Here is a 13,538-nt window from a genome sequence, read left to right on the forward strand (position 1 = left end):
ACGGCAGGCATTGACAGCCTGCCGTGTGGGGATCAGTTCTTTTCAGGCGGGAAAATGAGATTCAGCACGATAGCGGTAATACCGCCCGCGGCGATGCCGGAAGAGAGCAGGTTTTTCACCCAGTCCGGGGCAAACTGCAAAATCATCGGCTGCTGGGAGACGCCAAGTCCTACGGCGAGAGACAGCGCAATAATCATGATTGCGCGGCGGTTCAGCGGCTCGCGGGAGACGATACGCACGCCGGAGGCCGCGATGGTACCGAACATGACCAGCGTCGCGCCGCCCAGGACCGGCTCGGGAATGTGCTGTACAAACCCGCTCACCGCCGGGAACAGGCCGAGGACCACCAGCATCAGCGCCACCACGAAGCCCACGTAGCGGCTGGCAACCCCGGTCAGCTGGATCACGCCATTGTTCTGGCCGAAGCAGGAGTTCGGGAATGTGTTGAACACCGCCGAGACAAACGAGTTCAGTCCGTTCGCCAGCACGCCGCCTTTCAGACGTTTCATGTACAGCGGGCCGGAGACCGGCTGCTCGGACACGTCGGAGGTGGCAGTGATATCGCCAATGGTTTCCAGCGAGGTGATCATAAAGACCAGCATCAGCGGCAGGAGCAGACTCCAGTCAATGCCCAGGCCGTAGTAGAGCGGCGTTGGCACGGTAATCAACGCGCTGTTGGTTGGGGTGGTGTTTTCCGGCAGCATGCCCAGCGCCCACGCCAGCAGGTAACCGGCCGCCATGGCGATCACCAGCGAAGCCACGCGCAGGTACGGGTTACGCTGGCGGTTAAGCAGAATAATGATCGCCAGCACTACGCCTGCCAGCAGCAGGTTTTTCGGCGCGCCGAAGGTATGGTCGCTCATTGCCGCGTAGCCGCCCCCGATGGAGGTCAGACCCACCTGAATCAGCGACAGGCCGATAATCATCACCACCACGCCGGAGACCAGCGGGGTGATCACCCGGCGCGCAAGGTGCAGAACGCGGGAGATGATCATCTCTGTGCAGCTTGCCAGCATCAGGGTGCCGAAAAGCGCCGCCATCATCGTCGGGACATCTGCGCCGCCGGTTTTCAGTGCCGTACCGCCCATGATCAGCGGCGCCACAAAGTTAAAGCTGGTGCCCTGAATCGACAGCAACCCCGAACCCACCGGACCCCAGGCTTTAATTTGAATGATGGAGGCTACACCGGAAGCGAACAGAGACATACTGATGATGTGTTGCGTATCCTGCGCCGGTAACCCCAGCGCCTGACAAATCAGCAGAGCCGGCGTGATGACCGCAACGAACATCGCCAGCAGATGCTGGCAGGCGGCAAACAGGGTTTGAGGCAGCGGGGGACGATCTTCAAGGCGGTAAATCAGTTCACTGTTTTGCTTCTGCGCAATCGGTTGCGCATCAGCAGACTCCAGAGTGTTAACAGACATCGGCGGCAATCCCACGGTGGAAAAGCGGGCATTTTAGCTGACCACCTGGTAAAAGCAAACGATTGCCAGCAAAAAAAAGAGAGAAAATCTGCCGGTGTGAGCAGGTTTTCTACAACGAACAGGAAAAAAAAATTACACTTTTCGCGCCGGCGGCTCATGACGAGCAACACCCGGCCCAGGATAACGCCGCGTGTGTATGGAACACGCGCATAACAGGAGCCTTTTATGATTCATCTCGATACGTTGTCGACCCTTGTTGCCGCAACGCTGGTTCTTCTGCTTGGTCGCAAGCTGGTACACAGTGTTTCCTTTCTGAAAAAGTACACCATTCCTGAACCTGTAGCCGGTGGATTGCTGGTGGCGCTGGCCCTGCTGGTGCTGAAAAAAAGCATGGGTTGGGAAATTGATTTTGATATGTCCCTGAAAGATCCGTTGATGCTGGCCTTCTTTGCCACTATCGGCCTGAACGCTAACCTCGCAAGCCTGCGTTCGGGTGGCAAGGTGCTGGGCGTGTTTTTGATTGTCGTGGTGGGCCTGCTGCTGATGCAAAACGCCATCGGCATCGGTATGGCGTCGCTGCTGGGGCTGGATCCGCTGATGGGTCTGCTGGCGGGGTCGATTACCCTGTCAGGTGGCCACGGAACGGGCGCGGCGTGGAGCAAGCTGTTCATCGAACGCTATGGCTTTGAAAACGCAACGGAAGTGGCAATGGCCTGCGCGACCTTTGGCCTGGTGCTTGGCGGGCTGATTGGCGGCCCGGTGGCGCGCTATCTGGTGAAACATTCCACTACGCCGGAAGGCAGACCAGACGATGAAATGGTGCCGACCGCGTTCGAAAAACCGGACGTTGGTCGCAGCATCACCTCGTTGGTGATGATTGAAACCATCGCCATGATTGCCATCTGCCTCACCGTGGGCAAAATCGTTGCGCAATGGCTGGTGGGAACGGCTTTCGAACTGCCAACCTTTGTCTGCGTGCTGTTTATCGGGGTGATCCTGAGCAACGGTCTGGCGCAGATGGGCTTCTACCGCGTCTTCGAACGCGCGGTGTCCGTGCTGGGGAACGTCAGCCTGTCGCTGTTCCTGGCGATGGCGCTGATGAGCCTCAAGCTGTGGGAGCTGGCCTCGCTGGCGCTGCCGATGGTGGCGATCCTGGCGGTACAGGCCGTGTTTATGGCGCTGTATGCCATCTTTGTTACCTGGCGCATGATGGGCAAAAACTATGATGCGGCGGTACTGGCTGCGGGTCACTGTGGATTTGGTCTGGGAGCGACACCAACGGCCATCGCGAATATGCAGGCGATCACCGAACGATTCGGCCCGTCGCACATGGCGTTTCTGGTGGTGCCGATGGTGGGCGCATTCTTCATTGATATCGTCAACGCGCTGGTCATTAAGCTCTATCTGATGCTGCCGATGTTTGGCTGACCGTCAGGCGTTGGAATACCGCTCGGTTTCCGGCATCCAGCGTTCAATTAACGCTGCCGCCTGTTCGGGGTAGCGTTCATGAATATGACGCGCAAGGCGTTGTACTTCGGGGATCATGGCCTGATCGCGCAGCAAATCCGCCACTTTAAATTCGGCGTTACCCGTCTGACGCGTGCCCAGCAGTTCACCCGGGCCGCGGATCTCCAGATCTTTTTGCGCAATGACGAAGCCGTCATTGCTGTCGCGTAATACCTGCAAACGCATCTGCGCGGTTTTCGACAGCGGGGCTTTGTAGAGCAGCACGCAGTGAGAGGCGATCGCACCACGGCCCACGCGGCCTCGTAGCTGGTGGAGCTGCGCCAGGCCCAGACGCTCCGGGTTCTCAATAATCATCAGGCTGGAGTTCGGCACATCCACGCCCACTTCGATAACCGTGGTCGCAACGAGTAAGTGCAGCTCGCCCTGTTTGAACGACTGCATCACCGCCTGCTTCTCGGCAGGCTTCATGCGCCCGTGAACCAGACCGACGTTCAGCTCCGGCAGGGCGAGCTTTAACTCTTCCCACGTGGCTTCGGCAGCCTGCGCTTCCAGCAGCTCAGACTCTTCAATCAGGGTACAGACCCAGTAAGCCTGACGCCCTTCCTGCGTACAGGCGTTGCGCACGCGGTCAATGATGTCGCTGCGGCGCGTGTCCGGAATGGCGACCGTCGTCACCGGCGTACGGCCCGGCGGCAGCTCGTCGATGGTGGAGGTATCCAGATCGGCATAGGCCGTCATCGCCAGGGTGCGCGGAATCGGCGTGGCGGTCATGATCAGCTGATGCGGGTGGAAGCCCTGTTGCAGACCTTTCTCCCACAGCGCCAGTCGCTGATGAACACCAAAGCGGTGCTGTTCGTCGATAATGACCAGCGCCAGGCCGTTAAACTGCACCTGTTCCTGGAAAATGGCGTGCGTGCCGACAATCATCTGCACCTGCCCGCTGGCAATGGCTTCCTGCTGCGCAAGACGTGCTTTGCCCTTCTGCTTCCCGGCCAGCCAGCCCACTTCGATCCCCAGTGGGGCGAACCAGTTACGGAAATTGTTGGCGTGCTGCTCGGCCAGCAGTTCTGTCGGCGCCATCAGCGCCACCTGCTTGCCGTGGGCGATAGCGCGTAAAGCGGCCAGCGCGGCAACCAGCGTTTTCCCGGAACCCACGTCGCCCTGCACCAGGCGCATCATCGGCACATTCAGCGCCATATCGCGTTCAATCTCGGCGGTAACCCGCGCCTGTGCGCCGGTGGGTTTAAACGGCAGTGAGGCCAGCAGCTTATCTTTGAGTTCATCACGCTGGCCTAAAGGCTGAGCGTGGAAACGCTGCGCACCGGCGCGCAGTGCCAGCATGCTCAGGTTATGAGCCAGTAACTCCTCAAGGATAAGACGCCGTTGTGCGGGGTGTTTACCGCTTTCTAAGTCTATGAGCTGAAGCGTCGGCGGCGGACGGTGCAGGGTGCGCAACGCCTCCGGCAGGCTCATCATGCCCTGCGCCAGCTCCGGCGGCAGCAGCTCGTTAATGGCGCAGGTATTGAGCAGCTCCAGCGCCTGGTCGGTGAGCTTGCGCAGCGTGGCCTGCTTAATGCCTTCGGTGGTTGGATAGACCGGCGTGAGCGTCTCCTGTAGCTCAGGTGAGCTGAGATCGCCCTGCACGCGGTATTCCGGGTGGATCATCTCCGCGCCGTATTTGCCCCGTTTGGCTTCACCGTACGCAAGTACGCGTCGTCCGGTGGCAAGGCTGTTTTTCATCGCCGCATTGAAGTTGAAAAAGCGCATGGTGAGAATGCCGGTGCCGTCGCTGATCTGGCAGGTCATCATCCTGCGTCCGCCAAAGGTGATGTTGCAGTTCAGCACTTCCCCTTCAACGGTGGCGTAAATAGCGGGCAGCAGATCGCCAATTTTATAAAGCTGAGTACGGTCTTCGTAACGCAGGGGGAGGTGGAGCAGGAGATCCTGCACGGTGTGCAGGCCAATCTTCGCCAGTTTACTGCTTTGTGCCGCGCCCACGCCCGTCAGGCTGTTGAGCGGTATGGCGTCCAGCAGGCGGCCTTTCATGATTTATCCTGCGTACTGCATGGTGGACCACCACTCGGCATCGGCTTCAATTTCGCCCTGCGCGTTGACGTGGGGGTAAGGCAATTTCTTCTGCTTCGCAACGCGAGCCAGCACCGGATAGCCACCTTCAAACAGCAGGCGCTGCTGCTCCTCTTCCGGCAGCATGCTGTTGCTGCGCTCGTACATTCCGGCATTCTGACGCTGGCGCTGCGCTTCATACAGGATCAGCGCTGAGGCGACCGACACGTTGAGTGACTGGACCATGCCGATCATCGGAATGATGATGTCCCGGTCAGCCAAATCCAGTGCTTCCTGCGTGATCCCCGTTTTCTCCTGGCCCATTAAAATGCAGGTCGGACGGGTGTAGTCGATCTCACGGAAATCCACGGCTTTAGCTGAGAGGTTGGTTGCCAGAACCTGCATGCCACGCCCTTTCAGGTGCGAGACCGCTTCACCAATAGTCTGGTGAGTTTTCACGGATACCCAGCTGTTGCTGCCTGCGGCGGTGGAGGCCATGGTACGCATACGTGCGCCTGGCCAGACGGCGTGGACTTCATGCACGCCGACGGCATCTGCGGTGCGGACGATAGCAGAGACGTTATGAGGTTTATGGACCTGCTCCATGCAGACCGTCAGATCAGGCTGACGCCTGGCGAGCATTTCGCAGATTCGCTCGTAACGTGTTGAATTCATAATGCTAGTTTCGGTTACGGGTGACTTTAATGACATCCGGCATCACGCGGATCTTGCGCATAATATTGGCCAGATGTACGCGGTCACGGGCGGTCAGGCGAATAAAGGCGCTGTAAACGCGGCCATCTTTTTCTTCAGTATTCAGGCTCTGAATGTTTGACGAGGCCGTGTTGATCGCTGCCGTCAGGTTCGCCAGTGCACCCTGGTGGTTAAACATATCCACCTTGATTTCAGTGATAAATTCCTGCGCTGTCTCTTTATCCCATTCGACCGCCATGAACTTCTCAGGCTCTTTCTGATAGCCACGGATGTTACGGCAAGATTCGTGGTGGATCACCAGCCCTTTACCCGGGCTGACGTGCGCAATAATCGGGTCGCCCGGGATAGGGCGGCAGCATTTGGCGAAGGTGATTAGCACCCCGTCAGCGCCTTTGATTGGCAGGTGACCATGATTTTGCGCGTTAGCAGGAACGGCTGTCGTTTCGCCCTGTTGCAGGTTCTTCGCCACGACCACGCTCATGGCGTTTCCGAGGCCAATCTCTGCCAGCAGGTCATCCAGCGAGGCGAGCTTCATACGCTCCAGCTCATGCTGAATGTTTTCTGGTGGGATCTCTGCCAGTTTGCGGCTGCCACCCAGCGCGTGATTGAGCAGACGACGCCCCAGGCTAACGGAGTCGTCGCGCTTGAGATTTTTCAGCAGCTGGCGGATTTTTGCGCGCGCTTTTGAGCTCACGACAAAGTTCAGCCAGGCGGCGTTAGGACGTGCGCCCGGCGCGGTAATAATTTCGACAGTCTGCCCGCTGAAGAGCGGCTGCGACAGCGGATAAGGCTGCCTGTCGACGCGGGCACCCACGCAGGCATGGCCGATATCGGTATGCACGGCGTAAGCGAAGTCGACCGGCGTCGCGCCCGCAGGCAGTTCGACAATGCGCCCTTCCGGCGTGAAAACGTAAATCTCATCCGGGAAGAGATCGGATTTAACGCTCTCGATAAATTCAAACGAGCTACCTGCACTCTGTTGCAGCTCCAGCAGGCTCTGCATCCAGCGCTGGGCGCGGATTTGCGCGGTGGTGCTGCTTTCGCCGCCGTGCTCTTTATAAGCCCAGTGCGCCGCGACACCCATTTCCGCCATCTGATCCATGTCTTCGGTACGAATTTGCACCTCAACCGGAACGCCGTGCGGGCCAATCATGGAGGTGTGCAAAGATTGATATCCGTTCGCTTTTGGAATGGCGATGTAATCTTTGACGCGCCCCGGACGTGGCTTGTACAGGCTATGCATCTGCCCCAGCACGCGGTAGCAGGTGTCAGAGTCGTGGACGATGACGCGGAACGCGTAGATATCCATGATCGAGTGGAAACGTTGCTCTTTGAGCACCATTTTGCAGTAGATAGAGTACAAATGCTTTTCGCGACCGCTGACGCGGCACGGAATACCGGCTTCCTGCAAGCGCCCTTCGATTTCAGAGAGGATCTTTTGAATCATCTCTTTACGGTTGCCTCGTGCGGCTTTCACCACCTCTTTAATCACGCGATAGCGGTTCGGGTATAACGCTTCAAAACCCAGCTCTTCCAGCTCGGTTTTAATGTGATGAATACCTAAACGGTGCGCCAGCGGACTGTAGATTTCGAGGGTTTCACGGGCGATGCGGCGACGTTTATCCGGGCGAAGTGAGCCCAGCGTGCGCATATTGTGGGTGCGGTCAGCAAGTTTGATGAGAATGACGCGGATATCCTGCACCATCGCCATGATCATCTTGCGAAAGTTTTCGGCTTGCGCCTCTTTCTTATCGCGGAATTTCAGCTTATCAAGCTTAGAGACCCCTTCCACCAGCTCGGCAACGCTTTTGCCAAACAGCTGTTCCATGTCCTGGTAGGTGGCAGGGGTATCTTCAATCACGTCATGCAGCAGGGCGGCCATGAGCGTTTCGTAGTCGAGTTTCATCTCGGCCAGAATACAGGCCACCGCTACCGGGTGCGTGATATAGGGTTCACCGCTTGAACGTGTCTGGCCCTCGTGAGCGTCACGTGCAACGAGATACGCCTGCTGAAGACGCTTAATCTGGTCTTCAGGCAGGTAGGTTTGAATCAGTTGATTCAGGCTTTCAAACAGATACAAGGGCGACCCGCAGGTTTAATTAACGACGACCTTCAGCAATGGCGGTTACGGCCTGCAGTTCTGCGGCTTCCTGCTCTTGCTGCTCCTGGCGCTCACGCACGTCGAGGATCTGGTTGTTGATCAGACCTTCTTCGATTTCGCGAAGTGCAATAACGGTGGTTTTATCGTTTTCTTCCGGTACCAGCGGATCTTTACCGCCTACCTGCATCTGACGAGCGCGACGCGCGGCGACCAGTACCAGGTCAAAACGGTTACCAATTTTCTCTACAGCGTCCTGAACAGTTACGCGTGCCATACTTAAAATGCTCCACAGGTGAAGAAATGACTGGGCATGATACTGAAAGTGGGTTCAGTCTGCCAACAGTTTGGTGATTAATGCGTCATGTCGCTGCTTCTGGCGGCTCATACGCAGACGTTCTGCGCGAAGGATAGTTTTGAGATCGCTCAGCGCGGCATCAAAATCATCATTCACAATAAGGTAATCATATTCCGCGTAATGGCTCATTTCTGCAACAGCCTGTGCCATACGCTTCGCGATAACTTCTTCGCTGTCCTGGCCGCGACCCCGCAGGCGGCGATCCAGTTCATCTTTCGATGGCGGTAGAATAAAAATACTGCGCGAATCAGGCATTTTCTTACGAATTTGCTGCGCGCCCTGCCAGTCGATATCCAGGAACACGTTCACGCCGGTCGCCAGAACCTGCTCAATGGTTTCACGCGAAGTACCGTAGTAGTTACCGAATACTTCTGCGTGTTCAAGAAACGCGTCTCTGCCAATCATCGCTCTGAATTCGTCGTGATTCACAAAGAAATAGTGTTCACCGTGCACCTCACCCGGACGCGGTGCTCGCGTGGTGTGAGAAACAGAAACCTGTGTATCGTACAGCGGTTGGGTTTTTAACAGTGCCTGAATAAGGCTGGATTTACCCGCGCCACTAGGGGCAGAAACAATATAAAGCGTGCCTTGAGCCATGAGAGTCTTTTGTATGTGTTAACGAAGAAGTCCTACATACGGGCTTATTATACACGTCGCCGCTGTGTGACGTAGCCTTTGTCACACTTTTTCCCGTGGATGATTAAATTTTGCGTGCCGTTTTCAGGTTTTGTCTGCGGTTTGCAGCAACAAAAAGAAACGCTGGATAACGCCTCGTAAAGCGTAACGTTGCCATTCGCGTCGTTTTCAATACCGGGTTATACCTCCTCCAACGCAAAGGAGGGGTAATAATGTGGCGATGGATAAGCGGGTTTGCGCTGTTGTGGTGTAGCACCGGGTTAGCGGTATGCCCGGTATGGTCGCAGGCAAAAGCAGAAAAGGAAATTGTAGCGCTGAGCGCGCAGATCAAACGCTGGGACGATGCTTACTGGAAGCAGGGAGTCAGTGACGTTGATGACGGGGTTTACGATCAGCTTAACGCGCGGTTGAACCAGTGGCAGCGCTGCTTTGGTCATGTCTCTTCCGAAGAGAGACCGCCACCTCTGACAGGTAGTGTGACACACCCGGTTGCGCATACGGGCGTGCATAAGGTTGCCAGTAAAGCTGAGCTCAGCCAGTGGATGCGAGCCCGGCAACATCTCTGGATGCAGCCCAAAGTGGATGGCGTGGCTGTGACGCTGGTGTACCAGGGCGGGAAGCTTGTCCGGGCCATTAGCCGTGGCAACGGTGTGAAAGGTGAAGACTGGACGGCGCAGGTTCGATCAATCCCCTCTGTTCCGCAAAACCTGTCCGGCCCCCTGGCAAATAGCGTCTTACAGGGTGAACTGTTCTGGATTCATGAAAACCACATCCAGCGTCAGATGGGGGGGATGAACATGCGGGCAAAAGTGGCGGGCGCCATGATGCGTCATAACGATAGCGCACTTCTCAGGCAGCTCGGCGTGTTTATCTGGGCCTGGCCGGATGGACCTAAAGAGATGCAGGTATCTCTGGATGCGTTGTCAAAAGCCGGGTTCACCCTGACGGCGCGTTATACGCTGCCCGCCGCGTCTGTGAATGCGGTCGAAGCGCAGCGTTCAGCGTGGCATACAACAGCATTGCCCTTTGCCACGGACGGCATTGTGGTGCGTTCAGCGGATGAACCCGCGGGCGACGGTTGGTTACCCGGTGAAGGCCGTTGGGTTGTCGCATGGAAATATACGCCTGTCGCTCAGGTTGCTGAAGTGCGAGGGATACAGTTTGGCGTCGGGCGAACGGGCAAGGTGTCCGTTGTAGCCGAACTGGATCCAGTAAAGCTTGATGATAAACAGGTGCGGCGGGTGAGCCTGGGGTCGGTCACACGCTGGCAGCGGCTGGATATTGTTCCCGGCGATCAGGTTCTGATAAGCCTCGCCGGGCAGGGGATCCCCCGATTCGATCGAGTTGTCTGGCGGGGAGCGAACAGGGAAAAACCAGAACCTCCGGCACTGCAGTACCACTCGCTGACCTGTTTTTATGCCTCACCAGCGTGTATGGAACAGTTCTTTGCCCGGTTGACGTGGCTTAGCTCGAAACAAGGGCTAGGGATCGAGGGGTTAGGCGAGGCGGGCTGGCGAACGCTTCATCAGACGCATCGTTTCGAGCATATTTTTTCGTGGTTAACACTGACGCAGGCGCAGCTACAGTCCACGCCTGGCTTTTCCGCCGGGCGCGGGTTATCGCTCTGGCATCGTTTTAATATGGTGCGCAAACAACCTTTTATTCGCTGGGTCACAGCGATGGGGATCCCGCTGACAAAAGCCACGCTGAATGCGGTTGGGGCGGCGTCGTGGCAGGCGCTGAATCAGCGGAGCGCCGCTGACTGGCAGGCTTTGCCGGGAACAGGTGAAGAGAAGGCGCAGCAGGTCGTTAACTGGCTGCATGCGCCTCCCGTTGATAGGCTGGCAAGGTGGCTGGCTGAGCAGCACATTAACGGGTTCTGACCTTAATGCGCGTTGTGCTTGTAATGAAAAACCGGCAGGCCAAGCTTCAGACGCAATGCCAGCATACGCGCCGTGAAACCAAACAGCAGCGTGGAGATAACGACCACATCGTGGTTGGTGACATAGTGCTGCAAGGCGACATAAAGCACTGCCGCGGCAAAGGAGATGCCGGCGTACAGTTCCTTCTGGAAAACCAGCGGGATACGTTTGCAGAACATATCCCGCAGCACCCCGCCAAACACGCCCGTGATCACCGCCGCAATGGTGGCGATAACCGGGCCTTCACCCATATCGAGAGCAATTTGTGCGCCAATGATGGAAAAAACAATCAGCCCAAGCGCATCCAGCACCAGGAACAAGCGGCGCAGATGAGGCATCACCGGGGCTACAATCGTGGTTAACACGGCTGCCGTTGCCACGATAATGACGTACTCAGGGTTTTTAACCCAGCCGAGCGGATAATGGCCAAGCAGGATATCGCGCACGGACCCGCCGCCGAGCGCAGTGGCCGTGGCAATAATGATCACGCCGAAGGTGTCCATACGGCGACGTCCGGCGGCGAGCGCGCCGGTCATGGCTTCAGCGGTAATGCCAATAAGATAGAGAATGTGAAGCAGCATAAACCCTCCGGAATGAAGAGGAGGAGATTAGCGATTTGTGCGTAAGATCACGATTGAGATTTTCTAAGGCGAGGGGATTTGCCCTAAAGGAATTTATCAACGCATGCCAGGCGGGCTTTTGATAAGGCGGGAGGCAAAGATAGTAAGGATAAATAAGGATTAGAAAAAGTAATGGGTGATGTGCCAGACACCACCCTGAAAGGTATTACTCGATTGAATCTGTTTATTGAGTAGATGGTTTAAAGCTGCTTGTTTGCTGGTTTTTTGGTAATGCGTTTTTTTATTAGGTACACCCTTGTGTACACCGTAAAGTGATGTGCTTAAAGGCGCGTCTATTTTTTATCCAGCTTCTTGGCGGCAGATTCTAATTGTTTGATGCTTTTTTCCGGTGCGGGCAGATTCTCTGGCATTGTCCCGCCTAGCTCTTGGATTGTTTGCCTAACTTTCCGGCCGACCTCGAAGTGAGTTTCATTAGCTTTTTGCTTCGATTTAACATTATCTCTGCGGAGCTTTTCTTCTGCCTGAGTCGCTCGGAACAGGTTGGCAGCCAATTCGGTAGAACCCATGTGATCGAGTATCTTTTGGCTCTTTTTAAGCCCTTTTCGCTGATGGATAGCCTTTTGGTCTAACCCGCCATAAAGCCCCTTGTATCCGTGATTCTGGAAGATTGCAAAGTCCAGTGTTGTTTCAACACCAGCTTGCTGTGCTGCCTCGACCAATTGTTTATTGTGCTCTTTTAGTTCGTTCCTGAGAAAAAGGCGTTTCTCATCTTCGCGGAGTCGCTTGAACGTCTCATCGTCAGCTAGTTCCTGCCGCCTGGTCTGTATTGCAAAGTACGTTTGTCCCGCTGCTATAACGGGTTTGGTGGGGTCTCCGTTTTGAACGACTAAGTAGCTAGCGTACCGGGACAGTCTTATATCCTTTAGCTCCCTTTGCGCACCTGAACCAATTTTGACCATACCGAGGACATCCTCGAAATGGTCGTCAACATTGTGCCCACTGTTAAGGCACGCTTCTTTTGCTCGTTCTAAAACAGGAGTGAAATGACGATACTCTGAGTAATCCAGCAACTTTGCTAGCTCTCGTGCTGACCAATATTCCGATCCTTCGTCATCAACCTGCTTGATCTCTTCGAAAGGCTGGTGGTGCTCGTTCATTGCTCACTCCATGTATTAGCTTGATGTTTAAGGATGGCGGCTATCATTGCCGCTAATGGTAACGGCAAGACTCAATATCTCACATCCTGATTAATGTATGATAGAGGTATCCCACAATAAGGAACCTGCCAGCCATGAGAATGACCAGCCGCAAAAAAGAGATACTCAGTTACTTTGAGCCGGATAACCTCGAGTGGGTATCGGGTGAGATCGGCGCTCCGCCACTCGATGTGTCGGGCGTGGCCTACCTGCTTCACGGCATGGGATCGTTCGATAAACGACACCAGCTCGAATCAACCCGCCGCACGCTCGAAAGCATGGTTGCCGGTGGACTGCTTGAGCGAATGACAGTGTATGAATCGCGGCAGGTACGGCGCGGCGGTGAAACCAACGCAACGGTCGTGCGTTACGGTTTACCCGGTCAGTGCGCTGTTATGCGCGATACTGGCGGCGCTGATAACGCAATATCAGGCGAATATATGCGGGTCAGTTAAGAGCCTGCAATCTATCGTTGATGCTGCTCAGGTCGTAAACCCGGCGCTCAATATCCAGCATCAGGAAATTGTGGATCTCGGCCTGTTGAGGATTATCAGAATCTCTGGCCTGTAAGAGCAATTCATTGTATCCATGCAAACCACCTGAGTTTTCCGCCGGGGTGGTGCCTTTCCCGCGCAGACAGCCAATGGGCTGCTTACTAGTATCGTGTGTTCGCTTCTCCAGCACAACGAGGCAATCCCACCAGTCGCCAAAGTCATACGTGTAAACCAGCCTGTCCCCCTCATTCTGGAGCGCCGCCCATAGTGGCGTGATTGCCGCGTTACCCATGCTTTCATCCTCACCCCATACGCGATACTCGCTACCGGGATCACCTTTACGACCTTTCTCGAACATATACAGATGTTCGTCATTCCAGCCAAAAGCCAACTGGATCACCGCGTGAAGTTCACTAAAGGGGATTTGCTCTGGAACCAGCACACGCCGCCATATTGGTGGTTTGCTGTCTCGGATGGTTATCTTTAGCTGGTACATGCAAATCCTGAATAAATGCGAATCGGAAGGATAACGATACTGACGCACTCACAATTCTGTAAAGGTGAATAAAGGTAATTTGCTTAAT

General features: G+C 55.7%; 12 protein-coding genes. 3 read left to right on the top strand and 9 right to left on the bottom strand.

The annotated features are described in order from the left end of the window. Window positions 1–32: 32 nt before the first annotated feature. The gene (gene xanP, locus HWQ15_RS08820; RefSeq protein ID WP_015570053.1) at window positions 33–1,424 is read right to left on the bottom strand and encodes a xanthine/proton symporter XanP; all 1,392 of its coding nucleotides are present in this window, start codon (window positions 1,422–1,424) and stop codon (window positions 33–35) included. A 225-nt stretch (window positions 1,425–1,649) separates the two neighbouring features. Here xanP and gltS point away from each other — a divergent pair, with 225 nt between their 5' ends. Next, complete coding sequence (gltS, locus tag HWQ15_RS08825) at window positions 1,650–2,852, top strand: sodium/glutamate symporter (protein WP_048966547.1); 1,203 nt, start codon at window positions 1,650–1,652, stop codon at window positions 2,850–2,852. A 3-nt stretch (window positions 2,853–2,855) separates the two neighbouring features. On the opposite strand, the gene recG is transcribed toward gltS, so the two are convergent. The 5 genes from recG to gmk are packed head-to-tail and all read right to left on the bottom strand — an operon-like array spanning window position 2,856 to window position 8,722. Next, window positions 2,856–4,937: an ATP-dependent DNA helicase RecG gene (recG, locus tag HWQ15_RS08830; protein ID WP_063148971.1), complete on the bottom strand. Its 2,082-nt coding sequence runs from the start codon at window positions 4,935–4,937 to the stop codon at window positions 2,856–2,858. A 3-nt stretch (window positions 4,938–4,940) separates the two neighbouring features. Beyond that, window positions 4,941–5,630, bottom strand: coding sequence for a tRNA (guanosine(18)-2'-O)-methyltransferase TrmH (gene trmH, locus HWQ15_RS08835; RefSeq protein WP_032622047.1), 690 nt, complete (start codon window positions 5,628–5,630; stop codon window positions 4,941–4,943). Between the two features lie 4 nt (window positions 5,631–5,634). Then, entirely contained in the window at window positions 5,635–7,749 is a 2,115-nt protein-coding gene (gene spoT / locus HWQ15_RS08840; RefSeq protein WP_022646616.1) for a bifunctional GTP diphosphokinase/guanosine-3',5'-bis pyrophosphate 3'-pyrophosphohydrolase, read from the bottom strand. A gap of 19 nt (window positions 7,750–7,768) precedes the next feature. Continuing rightward, window positions 7,769–8,044, bottom strand: coding sequence for a DNA-directed RNA polymerase subunit omega (rpoZ, locus tag HWQ15_RS08845; RefSeq protein ID WP_000135058.1), 276 nt, complete (start codon window positions 8,042–8,044; stop codon window positions 7,769–7,771). Between the two features lie 54 nt (window positions 8,045–8,098). Next, window positions 8,099–8,722 carry a guanylate kinase gene (gene gmk / locus HWQ15_RS08850; protein ID WP_006177710.1) on the bottom strand — a complete coding sequence of 208 codons (624 nt, stop codon included), beginning with the start codon at window positions 8,720–8,722 and terminating at the stop codon, window positions 8,099–8,101. A gap of 251 nt (window positions 8,723–8,973) precedes the next feature. Here gmk and ligB point away from each other — a divergent pair, with 251 nt between their 5' ends. Beyond that, window positions 8,974–10,644 carry an NAD-dependent DNA ligase LigB gene (ligB, locus tag HWQ15_RS08855; RefSeq protein ID WP_063216089.1) on the top strand — a complete coding sequence of 557 codons (1,671 nt, stop codon included), beginning with the start codon at window positions 8,974–8,976 and terminating at the stop codon, window positions 10,642–10,644. 2 nt (window positions 10,645–10,646) lie between these two features. Here the strand turns inward: ligB and HWQ15_RS08860 are convergent, their stop codons facing one another. Both HWQ15_RS08860 and dinD read right to left on the bottom strand, forming a co-directional pair. Further along, entirely contained in the window at window positions 10,647–11,264 is a 618-nt protein-coding gene (locus HWQ15_RS08860; RefSeq protein ID WP_023299016.1) for a trimeric intracellular cation channel family protein, read from the bottom strand. A gap of 332 nt (window positions 11,265–11,596) precedes the next feature. Then, complete coding sequence (dinD, locus tag HWQ15_RS08865) at window positions 11,597–12,421, bottom strand: DNA damage-inducible protein D (protein ID WP_155019825.1); 825 nt, start codon at window positions 12,419–12,421, stop codon at window positions 11,597–11,599. Window positions 12,422–12,555: 134 nt separating this feature from the next. Here dinD and HWQ15_RS08870 point away from each other — a divergent pair, with 134 nt between their 5' ends. After that, window positions 12,556–12,915, top strand: a complete 360-nt coding sequence (locus tag HWQ15_RS08870) for a hypothetical protein (protein ID WP_047721497.1) — start codon at window positions 12,556–12,558, stop codon at window positions 12,913–12,915. On the opposite strand, the gene HWQ15_RS08875 is transcribed toward HWQ15_RS08870, so the two are convergent. Further along, the gene (locus tag HWQ15_RS08875) at window positions 12,908–13,450 is read right to left on the bottom strand and encodes a plasmid pRiA4b ORF-3 family protein (protein ID WP_071056516.1); all 543 of its coding nucleotides are present in this window, start codon (window positions 13,448–13,450) and stop codon (window positions 12,908–12,910) included. The genes HWQ15_RS08870 and HWQ15_RS08875 overlap by 8 nt on opposite strands. Window positions 13,451–13,538 lie beyond the last annotated feature (88 nt).

This window comes from Enterobacter sp. DSM 30060 (genome assembly GCF_013375955.1).
In the GTDB taxonomy this organism is placed as follows: domain Bacteria; phylum Pseudomonadota; class Gammaproteobacteria; order Enterobacterales; family Enterobacteriaceae; genus Enterobacter; species Enterobacter intestinihominis.

Excerpts from the sequence above, each read along its gene's own strand:
- xanP (WP_015570053.1), bottom strand. The coding sequence starts at position 1,424 with ATGTCTGTTAACACTCTGGAGTCTGCTGATGCGCAACCGATTGCGCAG.
- gltS (WP_048966547.1), top strand. The coding sequence starts at position 1,650 with ATGATTCATCTCGATACGTTGTCGACCCTTGTTGCCGCAACGCTGGTT.
- recG (WP_063148971.1), bottom strand. The coding sequence starts at position 4,937 with ATGAAAGGCCGCCTGCTGGACGCCATACCGCTCAACAGCCTGACGGGC.
- trmH (WP_032622047.1), bottom strand. The coding sequence starts at position 5,630 with ATGAATTCAACACGTTACGAGCGAATCTGCGAAATGCTCGCCAGGCGT.
- rpoZ (WP_000135058.1), bottom strand. The coding sequence starts at position 8,044 with ATGGCACGCGTAACTGTTCAGGACGCTGTAGAGAAAATTGGTAACCGT.
- gmk (WP_006177710.1), bottom strand. The coding sequence starts at position 8,722 with ATGGCTCAAGGCACGCTTTATATTGTTTCTGCCCCTAGTGGCGCGGGT.
- ligB (WP_063216089.1), top strand. The coding sequence starts at position 8,974 with ATGTGGCGATGGATAAGCGGGTTTGCGCTGTTGTGGTGTAGCACCGGG.
- HWQ15_RS08860 (WP_023299016.1), bottom strand. The coding sequence starts at position 11,264 with ATGCTGCTTCACATTCTCTATCTTATTGGCATTACCGCTGAAGCCATG.
- dinD (WP_155019825.1), bottom strand. The coding sequence starts at position 12,421 with ATGAACGAGCACCACCAGCCTTTCGAAGAGATCAAGCAGGTTGATGAC.
- HWQ15_RS08870 (WP_047721497.1), top strand. The coding sequence starts at position 12,556 with ATGAGAATGACCAGCCGCAAAAAAGAGATACTCAGTTACTTTGAGCCG.
- HWQ15_RS08875 (WP_071056516.1), bottom strand. The coding sequence starts at position 13,450 with ATGTACCAGCTAAAGATAACCATCCGAGACAGCAAACCACCAATATGG.